General features: G+C 63.1%; 16 protein-coding genes. 4 read left to right on the forward strand and 12 right to left on the reverse strand.

Features of this window, described 5'->3' with window-relative positions; translation table 11 throughout:
- Positions 1 to 123 precede the first annotated feature (123 nt).
- The 10 genes from AC1PPK_RS23215 to rluD all read right to left on the reverse strand — a co-directional run bounded on the left by AC1PPK_RS23215 (position 124) and on the right by rluD (position 10,867).
- Positions 124 to 1,530, reverse strand: a complete 1,407-nt coding sequence (locus tag AC1PPK_RS23215; RefSeq protein WP_481115349.1) for an FAD-binding oxidoreductase — start codon at positions 1,528 to 1,530, stop codon at positions 124 to 126.
- A gap of 66 nt (positions 1,531 to 1,596) precedes the next feature.
- Entirely contained in the window at positions 1,597 to 2,544 is a 948-nt protein-coding gene (locus tag AC1PPK_RS23220) for a patatin-like phospholipase family protein (RefSeq protein WP_481115350.1), read from the reverse strand.
- Between the two features lie 8 nt (positions 2,545 to 2,552).
- Positions 2,553 to 3,881 (reverse strand): 30S ribosomal protein S12 methylthiotransferase RimO, encoded by a 1,329-nt coding sequence (gene rimO / locus AC1PPK_RS23225; protein ID WP_481115351.1) that lies wholly within the window; start codon positions 3,879 to 3,881, stop codon positions 2,553 to 2,555.
- Positions 3,882 to 3,942: 61 nt separating this feature from the next.
- Positions 3,943 to 4,548 carry a polyhydroxyalkanoate synthesis repressor PhaR gene (phaR, locus tag AC1PPK_RS23230; protein ID WP_481115352.1) on the reverse strand — a complete coding sequence of 202 codons (606 nt, stop codon included), beginning with the start codon at positions 4,546 to 4,548 and terminating at the stop codon, positions 3,943 to 3,945.
- Between the two features lie 105 nt (positions 4,549 to 4,653).
- The gene (gene phbB, locus AC1PPK_RS23235) at positions 4,654 to 5,394 is read right to left on the reverse strand and encodes an acetoacetyl-CoA reductase (RefSeq protein WP_481115353.1); all 741 of its coding nucleotides are present in this window, start codon (positions 5,392 to 5,394) and stop codon (positions 4,654 to 4,656) included.
- A 39-nt stretch (positions 5,395 to 5,433) separates the two neighbouring features.
- A complete protein-coding gene (gene phbB, locus AC1PPK_RS23240) occupies positions 5,434 to 6,174 on the reverse strand; it encodes an acetoacetyl-CoA reductase (protein WP_481115354.1) in 741 nt (246 codons plus the stop codon).
- Between the two features lie 119 nt (positions 6,175 to 6,293).
- Positions 6,294 to 8,033, reverse strand: coding sequence for a PHA/PHB synthase family protein (locus AC1PPK_RS23245; RefSeq protein WP_481115355.1), 1,740 nt, complete (start codon positions 8,031 to 8,033; stop codon positions 6,294 to 6,296).
- Positions 8,034 to 8,316: 283 nt separating this feature from the next.
- Positions 8,317 to 9,105, reverse strand: a complete 789-nt coding sequence (locus tag AC1PPK_RS23250) for a ZIP family metal transporter (protein ID WP_481115356.1) — start codon at positions 9,103 to 9,105, stop codon at positions 8,317 to 8,319.
- 62 nt (positions 9,106 to 9,167) lie between these two features.
- A complete protein-coding gene (pgeF, locus tag AC1PPK_RS23255) occupies positions 9,168 to 9,905 on the reverse strand; it encodes a peptidoglycan editing factor PgeF (RefSeq protein WP_481115357.1) in 738 nt (245 codons plus the stop codon).
- On the reverse strand, positions 9,902 to 10,867 hold the full coding sequence (gene rluD / locus AC1PPK_RS23260) for a 23S rRNA pseudouridine(1911/1915/1917) synthase RluD (RefSeq protein ID WP_481115358.1): 966 nt from the start codon (positions 10,865 to 10,867) through the stop codon (positions 9,902 to 9,904). Before rluD ends, pgeF begins: the two co-directional genes overlap by 4 nt.
- A gap of 10 nt (positions 10,868 to 10,877) precedes the next feature.
- Here rluD and AC1PPK_RS23265 point away from each other — a divergent pair, with 10 nt between their 5' ends.
- Both AC1PPK_RS23265 and AC1PPK_RS23270 read left to right on the forward strand, forming a co-directional pair.
- Positions 10,878 to 11,681, forward strand: a complete 804-nt coding sequence (locus AC1PPK_RS23265) for an outer membrane protein assembly factor BamD (protein ID WP_481115359.1) — start codon at positions 10,878 to 10,880, stop codon at positions 11,679 to 11,681.
- 21 nt (positions 11,682 to 11,702) lie between these two features.
- Positions 11,703 to 12,221, forward strand: a complete 519-nt coding sequence (locus AC1PPK_RS23270; RefSeq protein ID WP_481115360.1) for a DUF2946 family protein — start codon at positions 11,703 to 11,705, stop codon at positions 12,219 to 12,221.
- 56 nt (positions 12,222 to 12,277) lie between these two features.
- Here AC1PPK_RS23270 and AC1PPK_RS23275 read toward each other — a convergent pair whose 3' ends face one another.
- Complete coding sequence (locus AC1PPK_RS23275; protein ID WP_481115361.1) at positions 12,278 to 13,717, reverse strand: mannose-1-phosphate guanylyltransferase/mannose-6-phosphate isomerase; 1,440 nt, start codon at positions 13,715 to 13,717, stop codon at positions 12,278 to 12,280.
- A gap of 93 nt (positions 13,718 to 13,810) precedes the next feature.
- Positions 13,811 to 14,428 (reverse strand): ribosome biogenesis GTP-binding protein YihA/YsxC, encoded by a 618-nt coding sequence (gene yihA, locus AC1PPK_RS23280; protein WP_481115362.1) that lies wholly within the window; start codon positions 14,426 to 14,428, stop codon positions 13,811 to 13,813.
- Between the two features lie 112 nt (positions 14,429 to 14,540).
- Between yihA and AC1PPK_RS23285 the strand changes: the two genes are divergently transcribed.
- Both AC1PPK_RS23285 and AC1PPK_RS23290 read left to right on the forward strand, forming a co-directional pair.
- Positions 14,541 to 15,176: a c-type cytochrome gene (locus tag AC1PPK_RS23285; protein WP_481115363.1), complete on the forward strand. Its 636-nt coding sequence runs from the start codon at positions 14,541 to 14,543 to the stop codon at positions 15,174 to 15,176.
- A gap of 97 nt (positions 15,177 to 15,273) precedes the next feature.
- Positions 15,274 to 17,325: a cytochrome c biogenesis protein ResB gene (locus AC1PPK_RS23290; RefSeq protein ID WP_481115364.1), complete on the forward strand. Its 2,052-nt coding sequence runs from the start codon at positions 15,274 to 15,276 to the stop codon at positions 17,323 to 17,325.
- Positions 17,326 to 17,340 lie beyond the last annotated feature (15 nt).

The raw sequence follows: 17,340 nt of genomic DNA on the forward strand, positions 1-17,340 counted from the left end.
GGTGTGCCATTTCCATTAACTCCGCGGAATCACTAAAGAAACTCATGCTGGGTTTCTCGCCCAAGTGGCATGTGTAAAAAATCCTGACACAAAGCCTTCAGCACAAACCCGTTTTTCCTGACGTCATAAGACTTTACCGGGGTTCATCAACCCTGCCGGATCCAGCGATGTTTTGATGCTGCGCATCAATTCCAGCTCAATCCCTGACTTGTAAGCCGGCAGGATAGTTCGCTTCAGCTGGCCGATCCCGTGCTCAGCAGAGATCGATCCATCCAGGGCGGTCACCAGGTCATGGACAATACGACCCACTGCAGCCGTGCCGCCGATGAAGGCATCATTCTCTTCGCGCAAGGGGCGCGACAGGTTGTAGTGGAGATTGCCGTCGCCCAGGTGGCCAAAGGCGACGATGCGGACGCCCGGATGGGCGGACCGGAGGGCCTCCCCTGCCCGTTCGAGGAACTCGGGAATGGCGCTGATCGGCACGGAGATATCGTGCTTGATACTGAAGCCTTCCCGCTTCTGCGCTTCCGAGATGTTCTCCCGCAGGGACCAGAGTGCGGCAACTTGGCTCTCGGAGCTGGCAACCACGCCATCATGAACCGCGGAATCGGCAATCGCCGTCGCAACCTCTGCCTCGAGGAGTTCGGCCAGGCCGGCATCCAGGAGGGTGTCGGTCAGTTCGACCAACACGTACCACGGGTAGGCCACCTGCAGGGGATCACGGGTACCGGGGATGTGCTGCAGCACGAGTTCGAGGGAGGTCCGACTGACCAGTTCGAAGGCGGTGACCCGGTCGCCGGCCATGCCGCGCAGACGCGACAGCAGCGCGACCGCTGCGGCGGGACTGGCAACTGCCAGCCAGGCGGTGACGCTGCTGCGCGGACGGGCAAAAAGCTTGAGGGTAGCTGCGGTGACGATACCGAGGGTGCCTTCGGCGCCGATGAAGAGGTGCTTGAGGTCATAGCCGGTGTTGTCCTTGCGCAGGCTGCGCAGGCCGTTCCAGACCTGGCCGTCGGGCAGGACGACCTCCAGCCCGAGCACCAGTTCGCGGGTGTTGCCATAGCGCAGCACCTGCACGCCGCCAGCATTGGTGGAGATGACGCCGCCCACTTCGCAGGTGCCTTCGCTGGCAAGGGACAGGGGAAAGAAACGGTCGGCCTCCAGCGCCGCGGCCTGGACGATGGCCAGCGGCGTGCCAGCCTCCACGGTAATCGCGTTGTTGGCCGGGTCGACCCGGCGGATGCGCCGCAGTCTGGACAGGTTGACCACGACCGCCAGCCCGTCGGCCAGCGGTGTGGCGCCGCCACACAGGCCGGTGTTGCCGCCCTGGGGCACGATGGGCACACCACGGTCCACGCAGGTTCGTACGACCGCGGACACTTCTGCAGTATCTGCGGGGAAGACGACGGCCTGCGCTGCGCCGGTGTAGCGGCCGCGCCAGTCTGTGAGGAAAGGCGCCATGTCATGGTGGACAGACAGGCAGTGGGATGGGCCGACGATTTCGCGCAGGGAGTCTATCAGTGCAGACATGGGGTGGAACTCGCTAGGCAGAAGGAGAAAACATGGCCCCGCCGGTTTGCCGGAAAACAGGCTGTATCAGCGTTGCTCCAGGGCGCGCCGGATGGCCGGCAGGGCGACTTCGACGGCAGCCTCGCCTTCGGCGATGGCTTCGGCGCCTCTGTGATAGTCCATCAGCCCGAGTTGGGCAAGGCGCGGGGAGATCAGCACGTCGGCGGGTTCGCCGGCCATGCGGCTGCGGGCAATGCGGACGGACATGATGGAGATGCTGTCCTGCATCACGCTGAGCATGGAGGGGAGTTCTTCGCCATCGATCGCCGGTGCTTGACCGTCATCGTTATCGCCGTTGCCGTTGCCGTTGCGCCCAAAGCGCGCGAGGAGCTTGCGGGACCAGTGGGGCACACCGTTGCCGTTGCCATTGCCGCTACTCCCTCCCTTCCCTGCCGGCGGCCGGTTGCGCCAGGCCCAACCAACCACGTCGGAGTTGAGCTCGACGGCGATGACCAGGTCAGCGCCCATGGCGCGGGCGAGGGATACCGGTACCGGATTGACGAGGGCACCGTCCACGAGCAGGCGGCCGTCCTGCCAGACCGGGGCGATGAGCCCGGGTAGCGCAATGGACGCGCGCACGGCCGCGGAGACGCTACCTTCCCGCAGCCAGATTTCGTGGCCGCTGTGCAGATCGGTGGCGACGCAGCCGAACTGGTGCGGCAGCGCGGTGAAATCCCGGTCGACAAACTGGCGCTCGAAGAAGGCGATCAGCCGATCCCCCTTGATGAGCCCACCCCGCAGGCCCATGTCCATCAGGCCGACGACGCGCTGCCAGCCCAGGCTTTCGACCCAGACCGCGAGTTTTTCGACGTCGCCAGCGGCGGCCACGGCACCAACGAAGGCGCCGATGGAACAGCCGCTGATGATGGTCGGCTCGATGCCTTCGCGGGCCAGCGCCCGCAACACGCCGATATGCGCCCATCCCCGCGCGGAACCGCTACCGAGTGCGATGCCGATGCGGGGTGCGCGCTTCATGGGATGACCTAGATCGGCTCGGCGTAGAGGTCGTGCACGTCACAGTCGGTGATGCGCACGCGGGCGAATTCACCGGGCTCCAGATTTTCGCCGGCGGGGATGATGACCAGACCGTCGATTTCCGGCGCATCGCCAGGCGAACGGGCCAGAGCGCCCTCCTCGTCGATTTCGTCCACAAGGACGGTCATCTCTCGGCCGATGAAGCGCTCCAGGCGCTCGGTGGAGATATCTTCCTGGAACTCCATCAGCTGGATGCGGCGCTCTTCGCGGATCTCTTCGGGCACGGCGCCGGGCAGATCGTTGGCCGCTGCGCCTTCGACCGGCGAGTAAGCGAAGGCGCCGACGCGGTCGAGCTTGGCTTCTTCGAGGAACTGCAGGAGTTCTTCGAAATCGGCATCGGTTTCGCCGGGGAAGCCGGTGATGAAGGTGGAGCGGATGGTGAGATCAGGACAGATCTCGCGCCAGCGGCGGATGCGCTCGAGGTTGTTCTCGGTGCTGGCCGGACGCTTCATGGCCTTGAGGATGCGCGGGCTGGCGTGCTGGAAGGGCACGTCGAGGTAGGGCAGGATCTTGCCTTCGGCCATCAGCGGGATCAGTTCGTCCACGCTGGGGTACGGATACACGTAGTGCAGGCGCACCCACACGCCCAGGTCGCCGAGAGCGTTGCAGAGGTCGTAGATCTTGGTACGGACGGGCTTGCCGCCCCAGAAGCCGGTGCGGTACTTGGTGTCGACGCCGTAGGCGCTGGTGTCCTGGGACACCACCAGCAGTTCCTTGACGCCAGCATTGACGAGGTTTTCGGCCTCACGCATCACGTCGCCGATCGGGCGGCTGACGAGGTCGCCGCGCATGGACGGGATGATGCAGAAGGTGCAGCGATGGTTGCAGCCTTCGGAAATCTTGAGGTATGCGTAGTGGTTGGGCGTGAGCTTGATCCCCTGCGGCGGCACCAGATCGATGAAAGGATCGTGGGGCTTGGGCAGGTGCTTGTGCACCTCGTGCATGACCTCTTCCGTGGCGTGCGGGCCGGTGACGGCCAGCACTTGCGGATGGGCCGCCATCACCACGTCGTCCTTCGCGCCCAGACAGCCGGTGACGATGACCTTGCCGTTCTCGGCCAGGGCTTCGCCGATGGCGTCGAGGGATTCTTCCACCGCGGCATCGATGAAGCCGCAGGTGTTGATGACGACGAGATCGGAGCCCTCGTAGGACGGGGAAATCTCGTAGCCCTCGGCCCGCAGGCGGGTGAGGATGTGCTCGGAATCGACGAGGGCCTTCGGACATCCGAGGCTAACGAAGCCGACTTTGGGAGCGGCCGGGTGCTTGGCTTGGGTCATGCGCTGAAAACCTGAAGGGGAAAAGCATAAGGGCCGCGATAACAGCGCGGCCCCGTTTGGATTACTTGTCTGGTGTGCCAGGCGGTTCGCTGGGGGGCGTCTGCTGGTCTTTTTTGTCTGCGGGGAAACCGCCCGCAAAATTTGGGAACTGGAAGCCGGAGAACAGGTTGCGGGTCTGGCTATCGAGCTGTTCCTGCATCTGGGTGTACATCTTCTTGCTCTGTTCCATGTAGGCACCCATCATGCTCTGCATGGCGGGCCCCTGGAAATTCAGGAACTGGGCCCACAGATCCTGGCTGACGGTGGCATTGTCACCGTAAACCGAACGGACCTGTTCCTGCATTTTGGCCTGCATGTCGGTGAAGGCCTTGATGTTGTTTTCGAGATATTTGCCCATCATCCCCTGCATGGCATTGCCATAGAAGCGGATCATCTGGGACAGCAGGTCGCTGGTGAACATGGGCGCACCACCGGCCTCCTCTTCGAGAATGATCTGCAGCAGGATGTTGCGGGTCAGATCCTCCCCAGTCTTGGCGTCGACAACCTGGAAATTGGCGTTTTCGAGGACGAGTTCCTTGACGTCAGATAGCGTGATGTAGGAGCTGGTCTGGGTATCGTAAAGGCGGCGGTTCGGGTACTTTTTTATCAGGCGAATTTGATCGGCCATCTGTGTCTTCTCCTTGGCGAGAGGGTCGCCGCGGATGATTATACTGCGCTGCGCAAGAAAAAGCCCCGCGCGGGGCGGGGCTTCCGTGAGCCATTTTGCAACGGCTTACTGGTAGTACAGGCCGCCATTCACGTTGAGGGTGGCGCCAGTGACGTAGCCAGCCAGTTCGGAGGAGAGGTAAACAACCGCCGCACCGATCTCTTCCGGCTTGCCCAGACGCTTGACGGGCACGGTGTCGATGATGGCGTTGCGGACTTCTTCCTTGATGGCCATGACCATGTCGGTGCCGATGTAGCCCGGGGCGATGGCGTTAGCCGTCACACCCTTGGTGGCCAGCTCGGCAGCCAGGGCCTTGGTGAAGCCAATCACGCCAGCCTTGGCGGCGGAGTAGTTGGTCTGGCCGGCCTGGCCCTTGACGCCATTCACGGAGGAGATATTGATGATGCGGCCCCAGCCACGTTCGGCCATCTTCGGGGAGATGGTGTGGGTGACGTTGAACAAGCTGGTCAGGTTGGTGGCGATGACGGCATCCCACTGACCCTTTTCCATCTTCGGGAAGAACTTGTCGCGGGTGATGCCGGCGTTGTTCACCAGGATGTCGATCGGGCCGACTTCAGCGGTGATCTGCTCAATCGCGGCCTTGCATTGCTCGTAGTCGGAGACGTCGAAGCCGTACACCGGAACGTCCAGGCCTTCGGCCTTGCGGGCTTCAACCCACGCATCCTTGGCGGGATCGCCCGGGAAGAAGTTGCCAACCACGCGGACACCAGCGGCAGCCAGGGATTTGACGATTGCAGTGCCGAGACCACCGACTGCGCCAGTAACGAGAGCGATGCGTTGAGTCATTTCACTTTCCTTTTTGTTGCGGTGCCAGATGAACACCGATTAGAACATATGCTGACCGCCGTTGATAGAGATGTTGGCCCCGGTGACGAAGGCCGCCTCGTCCGATGCCAGATAGGCAATCAGACCGGCGATCTCCTCCGGCTTGCCGAGGCGGCTCATCGGAATCTGCGGCAGGATCTTGGTTTCGAGGACCTCTTGCGGAATGGCGGTGACCATCTTGGTGCCGATGTAGCCCGGTGAGATGGTGTTGACCGTCACTCCTGCCTTGGCCACCTCCAGCGCGAGCGCCTTGGTGAAGCCGTGCATCCCGGCCTTGGCCGCGGAGTAGTTGGTTTGCCCGAAGGCCCCTTTGATACCGTTGACGGACGACACGTTGATGACACGCCCCCATTTGCGCTCGACCATGCCGTCCATGACCTGCTTGGTCATGTTGAAGACGCTGTCGAGGTTGGTGCCCATGACGGCGTCCCAGTCGGCCTTGGTCATGCGCTTGAAGGTCATGTCGCGGGTGATGCCGGCATTATTGACCAGCACGTCCACGGGGCCGATGTCGGTGGTCACCTTTTCGACACACTGCTTGCAGGAGTCGAAGTCGGCCACGTCGCAGGGATAGGCCTTGAAGCCGTAGCCCATGTTGTTCATGGTCTGCAGCCACTCGCCGGCCTTTTCGTTGCCCGGCGAGTAGGTTACGACCACCTTGTAGCCAAGGGCAGCCAGCTTGATGCTGATCGATTCCCCCAGGCCGCCCATACCACCGGTCACCAGTGCTACTCGTGCCATGTTTTTCTCCCTCCTTGTCTTGATGTATGCGGGGGTCGCGCTGACGTCGGCAGTGCCCCCGGAACCCGCTCACTGCCGACGTGTTCTTTATTTGTTTTGTCGGTCTTTGGTGTGGCAGCTCAGGCTTTTTCTTTTACATAACGTCCAGGCGCAGCCTCGATCACCTTGTATTTTGCATTGCCCGGCTTGTTTCGCGCAGCCACCAGACTGCCACTGCGCGGTTTGAGCCATTCTATCCAGTGCAGCCACCAGCTGCCCTTTTGTTCTGTGGCAGATTGCAACCATTCTTCGGGAACCGACGCAGCGGAATCGCTGGTCCAGTAGCTGCGGCGGTTCTTTGAAGCCGGATTGATGGCACCGGCGATGTGGCCGCTGGCGCCGAGCACGAAGGTGGTTTCGCCGCCAAGGAGCTGGCGCACCAGGTAGGCGCTGGCCCACGGCACGATGTGGTCTTCGCGGGTGGCGAGCAGGTAGGCCGGCAGGTCGACCTTGCCGAGATCCACCTTGACGCCGAGCATTTCGAGCTTGCCGGGCACGCGCAGGTTGTTCTCGAGGTACATGTTGCGCAGGTACCAGGCGAGGAAGGGGCCGGCCAGATTGGTGCTGTCGGAGTTCCAGTACAGCAGGTCGAAGGCTTCCGGGGTCTTGCCCTTGAGGTAGTTGCCGACGACGTACTGCCAGATGAGATCGTTGGCGCGCAGGCTGGAAAAGACCTGGGCCAGTTCCTGGCCGCGCAGCAGCCCGCCCTTGCCGATGGCGGCTTCACGGGCGGCCACCGAGGCTTCGTCCACCAGGCAGCCGATTTCGCCTGCGTCGCTGAAATCGAGCAAGGTGGTCATCAGCGTGAGGCTTTCGGCGGGATCTTCACCCTTGGCGCGCAGCACGGCAAGAGCCGACGACAGGATGGTGCCGCCGACGCAGAAGCCGAGCACGTGGGGCTTCTGCACCTTGGTGACCTCACGGACAGCCTGCAGCGCAGTGATCGGGCCTTTTTCCAGGTAGTCGTCCCAGCCGAAGTGGGCTTCTTCGGCCTTGGCGTTCTTCCACGACACGAGGAAGACCGTGAAGCCCTGCTCGACGATGAAGCGCACCAGGGAGTTGGCCGGCTGCAAGTCCATGATGTAGAACTTGTTGATGCACGGCGGGACGATCAGCAGCGGCGTCTTGTGGACCTTGTCGGTCAGCGGCGCGTACTGGATGAGCTGGATCAGCTCGTTTTCGTAGATGACGGAGCCCGGCGTGGTGGCCAGATTGCGGCCGATCTCGAAGGCCGAGTCGTCGGTCATGGAGATGCGGCCCTTCTCCATGTCGCCGATCAGGTTCTTGATGCCCTGAGTGATGCTCTCGCCCTTGGTTTCGAGCGCAGTCTTGATGAATTCGGGGTTGGTCGCCGCGAAGTTGGACGGGGACATGGCCTCGACGTACTGGCGGGTGAGGAACTGCATGCGTGCCTTTGCGCGGCCATCGGCGATGGGCAGCGCATCGGCGAGCTTGCCGAGGTAGTCGGAATTAAGCAGGTAGGCCTGACGGATGTAGTCGTAGACCGGGCTGGAGGACCACTCCGGCGCATTGAAGCGGCGATCGCCCGGTTGTGGCTGCACCATCGGCTCGACGGGCTCGCCCGGCTTGGTCTGAGCGATGCTCGCCCACAGGCGGGCATGGGCTTCGGCCAAGGACTTCTGCAGCGCGGCGAGCTCCGCGGCTTCGGGCGGCGGAACCTGCTGGGCAGCGGCTGGCGCCACCTGCTGGATGGCGGCGTTCTGCTTGCCGAGGAAATCGAAGAAACCTTCGGCCAGGGACTGGCCGAACTTGAACATGCCCTGCAGGGCTTCTGCAGACTGCTCCGGTGTTACAGACATCCACCTCTCCTTTGCTTGTATCCGACCAGGAAAATCACAGCGCGGTTGTTACCGGAGTGGGCAGACGCGATGCCGGGCGGCACGCTTCTCGACCCCGGGCCCATACGACGGCCTGTAGAATCCGGGTATGTATATTGTCGCTATCGCTTGGATTTTCGTCGCCTTGATGGCTACCGTGACCGAAACCACGGTTGTCGGCGCCGTTCTTACGTTCTTGTTCTACGGGCTTGCGCCGCTCTCCCTTTTTGTGTGGATTTTTGGCACATCGGCCCGCCGCCGTCGTTTAGCCCAGCGCCCGCTCGGCGAGGGGGTGGGCAAAGACGATGGAGGCAATGCCGGCGGCAATCAATAATACCTGCTGGATGGTGGCGCGCAATTCCGTACGCTTGTGCAAACCCGGAATGAGATCCGCCACAGCCACGTAAATCATACTCGCGGCCGCCAGGGCTAGGAACATAGGTACCAGCGCCTGTACTCGGGACAGCGCAAAATAGGCCAGCAGGCCGCCGACCAGGGTTGCGACGCTGGACAGCAGGTTGAAGGCCAGGGCCTTGGCACGGCTATAACCGGAGTGCAGCAGGATCAGGAAATCGCCGACTTCCTGCGGGATTTCGTGGGCGATGATGGCCAGCCCGGTGACGATGCCGAGGGGCGTGCTTTCGACGAAGGCCGCCGCGATGAGGATGCCGTCCACAAAGTTGTGGAAGGTATCGCCGACGAGAATCAACAGACCGCTGCGCCCGTGGTCGTGACCGCCACCGCTATGGTGGTGGTGTTCGTGGCCGTCGCAGCCTTCGTCGTGGCAGTGGCGCCACAGCACCAGTTTTTCGAGCACGAAGAAGATCAGGATGCCGGCGAGCACGTTCATCGCAGCGCGCTCGGGGGTTTCCGCTGCTTCGATGGCGTGGGGCAGCACCTCCAGGAAAGAGGCGCCGAGCAAGGCACCGATGGCGTAGCTGATCAGGATGGGGACCCAGTTGGGGCGCGCCGCGAAGGCGAACCCGGAGGCGACCAGCACGCTGAGCAGGCCGCCGGCGAAACTCATGAAGATGATCCAGGCAAGGGGAGTCATGGCTCTACAGCTTTCAGGGGGCCGGGCAGTATAGCTTTAGTCTTCGTTTCGACCGCCAGGACTTAGGCCAGCCAGATCAGGCTGGCCATGCGCCCTGTCCGGCGATCGCGCCGGTAGGAGAAGAAGCGTTCTTTTTCGGTGACGGTGCAGGTGTCGCCGCCATGAACGGCGTGGATGCCCAGTCGGGCCAGACGCTGGCGGGCCAGCAGATAGATGTCGGCAAACCATTTTCCCGGTTGCACGCCGGGGCGGAAGGCCTCATTGGCAGCGGGATCGACCACCAGGAAGGCGGCGCGAACCTCGTCGCCAACTTCGAAGGCTTGCGGACCGATGGCCGGGCCGAGCCAGGCCAGCACCTCGGACGGCGGCACGGCCATTTTTTTCACGGTCGCTTCGATGACACCATCGAGCAGGCCCCGCCAGCCGGCATGGGCCGCACCGACGACAGTGCCGGCGCGGTCGCACAGCAGCACCGGCAGGCAGTCGGCGGTCATCACCGCACAGACCTTCCCCGCCACACGGCTCACCGCGGCATCCGCCTCGGGCACGCCCGCGTGTCGCTCGGCCGCATCGACGACGTGGATACCATGCACCTGATTGAGCCAGCAGGGTTCGTCCGGCAGTTCGGCTCGCAGCACCGCCCGGTTGGCGGCCACCAGGGCCGGCTCGTCCCCGACGTGACCGCCCAGATTAAGAGAGTCGTAAGGCGCCGGGCTATTGCCGCCGAGACGCGTGGTGGACAAGGTTCGCACGTTGGCCGGCGCCGGCCAGTCGGGATGGATCCAGGACGTGGCGCTCATGGTTTGGGGCTCTCGCGCAGAACGGCCAGCAGGCTCTCGATGTCGGCCGCCAACGGCACGTTCCAGCGACCGGCCTCGCCGCTGCGCGGATGGATGAGGCCGAGTTGCCAGGCATGCAGCGCCTGGCGCGGAAAGGCATCAAGCCTTGGATCGGCGCTGCGGGCCTTGCCGTAGGTGGTGTCGCCGACCAGCGGGTGGCCGATGTGCGCCATGTGTACGCGGATCTGGTGGGTGCGACCGGTTTCCAGCTGGCACTCGACGAGACTGGCGCGGGCGAAACGCTCGACGACGCGATAGTGGGTCACCGCTTCGCGGCCGCCGGGCACGACAGCCATCTTGGTGCGCTGGACCGGGTGGCGTCCGATGGGGGCATTCACCACGCCACTCGGTGACGGCTCGCCATGCACCAGCGCGTAGTAGTGGCGCTTGACGGATCGCGCCTGCAACTGGCGCACCAGATCGGTCTGGGCTTCGAGGGTCTTGGCGACGACCAGCAGGCCGCTGGTGTCCTTGTCCAGGCGATGCACGATGCCGGCCCGCGGCAGTTCGCGGAAAACCGGGCTGTGGAACAACAGCGCGTTGAGCAAGGTACCCGACCAGTTGCCGCTGCCCGGATGGACGACGAGGCCGACCGGCTTGTTGATCACGGCGATGGTGTCATCTTCGAAGACCACATCGAGCGGGATGTCCTCGGCCTGCTCGGCGAGCATCGCCTCGGAGGGCTCCGGACTGACGACGAGTGTCTCGCCGCCCCACACCTTGGACTTGGCGTCCGGCGAAGCGCCGTTTACGAGAATCCGCCCGGACTTCAGCCAGGACTGCAGGCGACTGCGGGAATGTTCAGGAAAAAGGCGAGCGAGCGCCTGGTCAACACGCAGACCGGCACAATCATCAGGAATCGACTCGCGTCGCGGCGAAGGGGAAGAAGAGGCTGGGCTATAATCGAGCCAGTCTTCTTCCAATGAGTTTTCAATGGCGCATTTCACCCTGCGTAGTTTAACGCTTACCGGCTTCCTGCTGCTTGCCGGCTGCAGCAGCCTCCCCGACCAGGTGGACGAAACCGTCGGCTGGAACGCCCAGAAGCTGTATTCAGAAGCGAAGGAATCCATGTCGGATGGCGCTTGGGACCGCGCCATCAAAATGTTCGAGAAGCTGGAGTCGCGCTATCCCTACGGCCGTTACGCGCAACAGGCTCAGCTCGAAGTGGCCTACGCCTACTACAAGTCGAACGAGCCCGCCTCGGCCATCGCCGCCTGCGACCGCTTCATCAAACTGCACCCCAACCACCCGAACGTGGATTACGCCTACTACCTGAAGGGGTTGGCGAACTTCAACGAAGACCTGGGGCTGCTCGGTTCGCTGGCCAACCAGGATTTGTCAGAGCGCGATCCGAAGGCGACCCGGGAGTCCTTCGACACGTTCAAGGAACTGGCCCAGCGCTTCCCGGACAGCAAGTACACGCCGGATGCCATGCTGCGCATGCGTTATCTGGTGAATGCACTGGCGTCCTATGAAGTGCACGTGTCCCGCTATTACTACAACCGCGGCGCCTATGTGGCAGCGGCCAGCCGGGCCCAGGGCGTACTCAAGGACTTCCCCCAGTCGCCAGCCATGGAAGAAGCCTTGTTCCTGATGGTCAAGAGCTACGACGCGCTGCAAATGAACGACCTGCGCGACGACGCCGATCGTGTGCTGCACAAGAATTTCCCGAAGAGCCGCTACCTCACCGCCAACGGCACGGTTACCAACGACCATCCATGGTGGAAGATGTGGTAAGCATCGAAATGGCGAATCCAAATGGATGAAGCGGTCCGCCTCGCGCTCGCCAAATGGCCGAACGTGCCCTCGTGCACGGGCTGGCTGCGCCTGAGCCGGCGCGGGGAATGGTGGGTGCCCGAAGGGCCGATCCGCCATGCCGGGCTGAGCAGCTTCATCGGCCGCAACTATCTATCGACGCCGGACGGCCGCTGGTATTTCCAGAATGGTCCGCAGCAGGTCTTCGTGGATCTCGACTACACGCCGACGATCCTGCGCCTTGCTGCCCCCGACCGGCTGGAAACCCATACCGGCCTGCCGGTGACGGCGCTCGACAGCGCCTGGCTGGACGAGCACGGCAATCTGCTTCTGGGCAGCGAGCACGGCATTGCGCTGCTTGATGACCGTGATCTGGCGGCGATGCTGGATCACCTCGACGGCGACCTGGAGGCGGATGACAGCCCCATCAAGCTGGATTGGGGTGGACAAGGCCTGTCCGTCGGGCGCATCCGGCAGGCCGAGGTTCCTGCTCGCTTCGGCTTCATAGACAAACCGGCCTGAGTCGGCCGGCTGTCCTTCGCTATTGGCCGGCACGCAGCCGGCCCCTTCCCTGCCGCTCAGCCGCGGCCGTACTTGTCTTCGAAACGGACGATGTCGTCTTCGCCCAGATAGGCGCCGGACTGGACCTCGATGATCTCGAGGGGCAGCTTGCCCGGGTTGGCCAGACGATGCACATGCCCCAACGGGATGTAGGTAGACTCGTTCTCACCGAGCAGGAAGACCTTGTCGCCGTTGGTGACTTCGGCGGTGCCCTTCACGACGATCCAGTGCTCTGCCCGGTGGTGGTGCATCTGCAGGCTCAGGCGTGCGCCGGGATTGACGACGATACGCTTGACCTGGAAACGCGGACCGGCGTCGATGGAGTCGTACCAGCCCCACGGGCGATGGATCTTGCGATGAGCCGAAGCCTGGCTGCGCTGACCCGCCTTGAGGGTGGCGACGATCTGCTTGACGTACTGGGTCTTGTCCTTGCGCGCGACCAGCACCGCATCGGGCGTCTCGACGACGACCGCGTCATCCAGGCCGACGCAGGCGACCATGCGGTCCTGAGCGTAGACCAGCGTGTTGCGGCTGTCCTCGAACAGCACGTCGCCACGGGCCACGTTGCCAGCGTCATCCTTGTCGGCGATCTGCCACAGGGCATCCCAGGCACCGACATCCGACCAACCGGAAGACATGGGCACGACGCTGCCTGAAACACCGAGATCGGCCGCCCCGGCCAGCTTTTCCATCACCGCGTAGTCAATGGAATCGGACGGGCAGGCCTTGAAGGCCTCCTGGCCGACACGCACGAAATCGGCGTCACGGGAGCCGGCATTCCAGGCTGCCACGCAGGCGGCATGCATTGCGGGCTGCAACTGCGCCATGGCCTTCAACCAGACGCTGGCCCGGACCATGAACAAACCGCTGTTCCAGAGGTATTCGCCGCTGTCCAGGTAACGCTGGGCCGTGTCCGCGTCGGGCTTCTCAACGAAGGCAGCGATGGACTTGCTGCCATCCGGACGATCTGCGCCGAAACGGATGTAGCCGTAGCCGGTTTCCGCATGGTCGGGAATGATGCCGAAGGTCACGATGGCGTTATCCAGCGCAGCCGGGATGCCCGCATCGATCGCGCCCTGGAAACCTTCCAGATCACGGATCACGTGATCAGCCGGCATCACCAGCAGCACCGGGTCGGCCTCCTGCACGGCCAGAGCCGCCAGAGTAAGTGCTGGCGCGGTATTGCGGCCGAAAGGTTCGAGAACGATGTTGCTGCTGCTCTTGCCTCTCGCGCGCAGCTGCTCGGCTGTGACGAAACGGTATTCCTCGTTGCAGACGACCACCGGCTCGGCGGCCACCGGCAGGCGTCCGCGGAAACCGTCCAGCCGCCCGGCCGTGGCCTGCAGCATGGTTTCGTTGCCAACCAGCGCCAGCAACTGCTTGGGGTACTGCTCGCGAGACAGGGGCCACAGACGGGTGCCGGAGCCCCCAGAGAGGATGACGGGTTGAAGTTCCATGGCTAGATAAGGAGTTTCACAAAATTGAAGCGCTGCACAATGCCATATGTTTTAACACAAAGTTGCCAACAAAACTCCCCCGTCATTCATCACTCACAGATTAGGCAGGTCTTCCTCCATGCCGGCAAGCCAGCCGCCGACCACCTTTTCGACATCCTCGACACCGGTTTTCTTGAGGCTGGAGAAGAGTTGCACCGTCACGTGCCCACCCAGCGGTGCGAGCTCCTTTCGAACCGCGGCAAGGGTGGCAGCAGCTTCGCTGCGGGTGAGCTTGTCGCTCTTGGTGAGCAGCACATGGATCGGCCGCCCGCTCGGCGCAAACCAGCCGATCATCGTCCGGTCGAGCTCCTTGAGGGGGTGACGGGAATCCATGATCAGGACCAAGCCGACCAGATTGGGGCGCCGCGTCAGGTAATCCTCGAGCAGATGCTGCCACTGGCGGCGTACGGCTTCGGGCACTTCGGCATAGCCGTAGCCGGGGAGGTCCACCAGCACGGCGCCGTTCTGCAAACGGAAGAAGTTGATCAGCTGGGTGCGCCCCGGCGTCTTGGACACGAAAGCCAGCCGGGTATGGTTGGCAAGGGTGTTGATGGCGCTCGACTTGCCGGCATTGGAACGCCCGGCAAAGGCGATTTCGGGACCACGGGGCGCCGGCAGGCCGCTGGCCTTGGCAATGGAAATTTCGAACTGGGCGTTACGGAAGAGAGGCATGGGGAATGGCGTGAAGCTTGCGCGCTAGAGCTTTATTGCATCGCGCAAATGACTGGAATTGCTATAGAATAGCAGGTTTGAGACTTCCACATTCTTGGCTTCCGAGGACATCATGATCAAGCGTTCCCTGCTGCTTTCGTTGCTTCTGGCCACCGGTGCAGTTCAGGCTGAAGAGAAGGCTTCCGCCCAACCCGATCTGGCCAAGGCCAAGCAGACTGCAGAAACGGTCTGCGTTGCGTGCCACGGTGCAGACGGCAACAGCCAGATCCCGACCAACCCGAAGCTCGCGGGCCAGCATCAGGAATACCTCGCCAAGCAGCTGCGGAACTTCAAGAGCCAGGACGGCAAGCCCGCCGAGCGCGCCAACCCGGTGATGGGCGGCATGGCCGCTCCGCTGTCCGACGACGATATCAAGGGCCTGGCCGCCTACTTCGCCGGCCAGCAACTCAAGCCCGAAGCCGCCAAGAACAAGGCCAGCATCGAACTCGGCCAGAAGCTGTGGCGTGCCGGTGACCTGAAGCGCGGCATCCCTGCCTGTGCCGCCTGCCACGGCCCCGCCGGTGCCGGCCTGCCGGCCCAGTTCCCGCGCCTGTCTGGCCAGTTCGCCGATTACACCGAAGCCCAGTTGAGGGCCTTCCGTGCTGGCGAGCGTGCCAACGATCCGAACAAGATGATGCGCACCATCGCCCTCAAGATGACCGATCCGGAAATCAAGGCCGTCGCCGACTTCGCTGCCGGCTTGCGCTGAGTCAAGGCGCCTTTTCGCGCTGTCCGACTATAAAGAAAGGGGTGGTCTCGGCCACCCCTTTTTCCATTTCCGCCCCCCGCTTATCTCGACGCCATTCATGCGACAGCGCAGCACTTCCCGCGCCTTCTACGAGCTGATCAGCTCGATGCGCTTTGCGATCAGCCTGCTGACCATCCTCGGGATCGCCTCCATCATCGGGACGGTGCTCAAGCAGAACGAGCCCTACAACAATTACCTCAACCAGTTCGGCCCCTACTGGTTCCCGCTCTTTGAAGAGCTGGGCCTCTACGCGGTCTATAACTCGGCCTGGTTTCTGGTCATCCTGGCCTTCCTGGTGCTCTCCACCACAGCCTGCATCGTGCGCCAGACGCAGCCGATGCTAAAGGACATGCGCAGCTTCCGCGAACATGCGAAAGAAGCCTCGCTGGCCGCCTTCCTTCACCACGAGCGGCTTCACACGGCCCTCCCCACCGACAACGCAGCCCAGAAAATTCAGGCTTATCTGGCCGCCAACGGCTTTCAGAGCCGGGCTGGTGCCCGCGAGGACGGCGTGCTGCTGGCTGCCAAGCAGGGCAGCTGGACGCGCGTCGGCTACTTCCTGGCCCACTCCGCCATCGTACTGATCTGCATCGGCGGCCTGCTGGATGGCAACCTGCCGCTCAAGATGCAGATGGCCCTCGGCGGCAAGACAACCACCTCGGGCAACCAACTGATCTCCGACATCAAGCCGGAAAGCCGCCTGGGCCTGGACAACTGGAGCTTCCGCGGCAACGTATTCATCCCGGAAGGCAAGAGTTCCAACGTGGCGATCCTCAACGTGAAGGACGGCATCCTGTTGCAGGACCTGCCCTTCACGGTATCCCTACGCAAATTCCACCTGGAGCACTACTCCACTGGAATGCCTAAGCGCTTCGCCAGCGACATCCTGATCACCGACAAAGCCACCGGCAAGTCCGTCGAGAAGACCATCGAGGTTAACAAGCCCTTCGAGTTCGACGGCATCATGATGTACCAGGCCAGTTTCGAGGACGGCGGCTCGCATCTGCACCTACTCGGCCACGACCTGCGCACCGGCGGCAAGACGCCCTTCCAGACCGACGCCACCGTCGGCGAGGCCATCAAGCTCAAGCAGGACGGACTCGACTACACGCTGGAACTGGGCAGCTTCCGCCCCTTCAACATCGAGAACATGGCCAGCGAAGAGCCGACGGCTGAGAGCAGCAAGATGGCCACGCTCGAGAAGCACCTCGGCAGCGGCGCCCGTTCCGTGTCGAAAAAGGACCTGCGCAACGTCGGCCCGAGCTTCGAATACAAGCTGCGCGACTCTGCCGGCCAGGCCCGCGAGTACCAGAATTACATGTTGCCGATCGAGCAGGATGGCGCCTGGTACATGCTGGCCGGCATGCGCGACACGCCGACGGCGCCGTTCCGCTTCATGCGCATTCCGATGGACCAGGACGGCAAGCCAGACAGCTGGTTCATGATCCGCAGCCAGTTGCTCGACAAGAGCCGCCACGCAGAAATCGCCAACCGCTTCGTCGCTACTGCGCTGGGACCGGATGCTGGTGAAACAGTGCGCGAGCGCCTGCGCGAAACTACCCGGAAGACGCTGGAACTGTTCGCCATCGGCGGTTTCGAAAGCCTCGGCAAGTTCATCGAGAGTACCGTGCCTGCCGCCGAGCGCGACAAAGCCGCAGACGTGTTCGTGAAAATCCTCGAAGGTTCGACCTGGGAAGCCTGGAAACTGGCCCGCAGCGCCGCCGGCCAACCTCCGCTGGAACTGGACCAGAAGCTCGGCCGTCTGCTGCGCGACTCCCTGAACGCCACCAGCGACAGCCTGCATTACGGTGCCCCGGTGTATCTCCAGCTCGCCAGCTTCGAGGAAGTACGCGCCACGGTACTGCAGGTAACCCGCTCGCCGGGCAAGCCGGTGGTGTATTTCGGCTCCCTGCTGCTGGTGCTGGGTGTCTTCGCGATGCTCTACATCCGCGAACGCCGGCTCTTTGTTTTGATCAAACACAACGGCGACGCACTGGTGGCCCTCAGCGCCAACCGCAAATCGATGGACGTGGAAGAAACCTTTCAGCGCCACCGCAAGGCTATCGCGGCCCTGCTCGACCCGGCCACCACGCCGCCCGCCCAATCCTGATCCGAGGTCATACCC

Source organism: Zoogloea sp. JDB1 (genome assembly GCF_056724025.1).

Excerpts from the sequence above, each read along its gene's own strand:
- pgeF (WP_481115357.1), bottom strand. The coding sequence starts at position 9,905 with ATGAGCGCCACGTCCTGGATCCATCCCGACTGGCCGGCGCCGGCCAAC.
- AC1PPK_RS23290 (WP_481115364.1), top strand. The coding sequence starts at position 15,274 with ATGCGACAGCGCAGCACTTCCCGCGCCTTCTACGAGCTGATCAGCTCG.
- phaR (WP_481115352.1), bottom strand. The coding sequence starts at position 4,548 with ATGGCCGATCAAATTCGCCTGATAAAAAAGTACCCGAACCGCCGCCTT.
- AC1PPK_RS23270 (WP_481115360.1), top strand. The coding sequence starts at position 11,703 with ATGGATGAAGCGGTCCGCCTCGCGCTCGCCAAATGGCCGAACGTGCCC.
- phbB (WP_481115353.1), bottom strand. The coding sequence starts at position 5,394 with ATGACTCAACGCATCGCTCTCGTTACTGGCGCAGTCGGTGGTCTCGGC.
- rimO (WP_481115351.1), bottom strand. The coding sequence starts at position 3,881 with ATGACCCAAGCCAAGCACCCGGCCGCTCCCAAAGTCGGCTTCGTTAGC.
- AC1PPK_RS23265 (WP_481115359.1), top strand. The coding sequence starts at position 10,878 with ATGGCGCATTTCACCCTGCGTAGTTTAACGCTTACCGGCTTCCTGCTG.
- AC1PPK_RS23220 (WP_481115350.1), bottom strand. The coding sequence starts at position 2,544 with ATGAAGCGCGCACCCCGCATCGGCATCGCACTCGGTAGCGGTTCCGCG.
- AC1PPK_RS23275 (WP_481115361.1), bottom strand. The coding sequence starts at position 13,717 with ATGGAACTTCAACCCGTCATCCTCTCTGGGGGCTCCGGCACCCGTCTG.
- AC1PPK_RS23245 (WP_481115355.1), bottom strand. The coding sequence starts at position 8,033 with ATGTCTGTAACACCGGAGCAGTCTGCAGAAGCCCTGCAGGGCATGTTC.
- AC1PPK_RS23250 (WP_481115356.1), bottom strand. The coding sequence starts at position 9,105 with ATGACTCCCCTTGCCTGGATCATCTTCATGAGTTTCGCCGGCGGCCTG.
- AC1PPK_RS23285 (WP_481115363.1), top strand. The coding sequence starts at position 14,541 with ATGATCAAGCGTTCCCTGCTGCTTTCGTTGCTTCTGGCCACCGGTGCA.
- yihA (WP_481115362.1), bottom strand. The coding sequence starts at position 14,428 with ATGCCTCTCTTCCGTAACGCCCAGTTCGAAATTTCCATTGCCAAGGCC.
- AC1PPK_RS23215 (WP_481115349.1), bottom strand. The coding sequence starts at position 1,530 with ATGTCTGCACTGATAGACTCCCTGCGCGAAATCGTCGGCCCATCCCAC.
- phbB (WP_481115354.1), bottom strand. The coding sequence starts at position 6,174 with ATGGCACGAGTAGCACTGGTGACCGGTGGTATGGGCGGCCTGGGGGAA.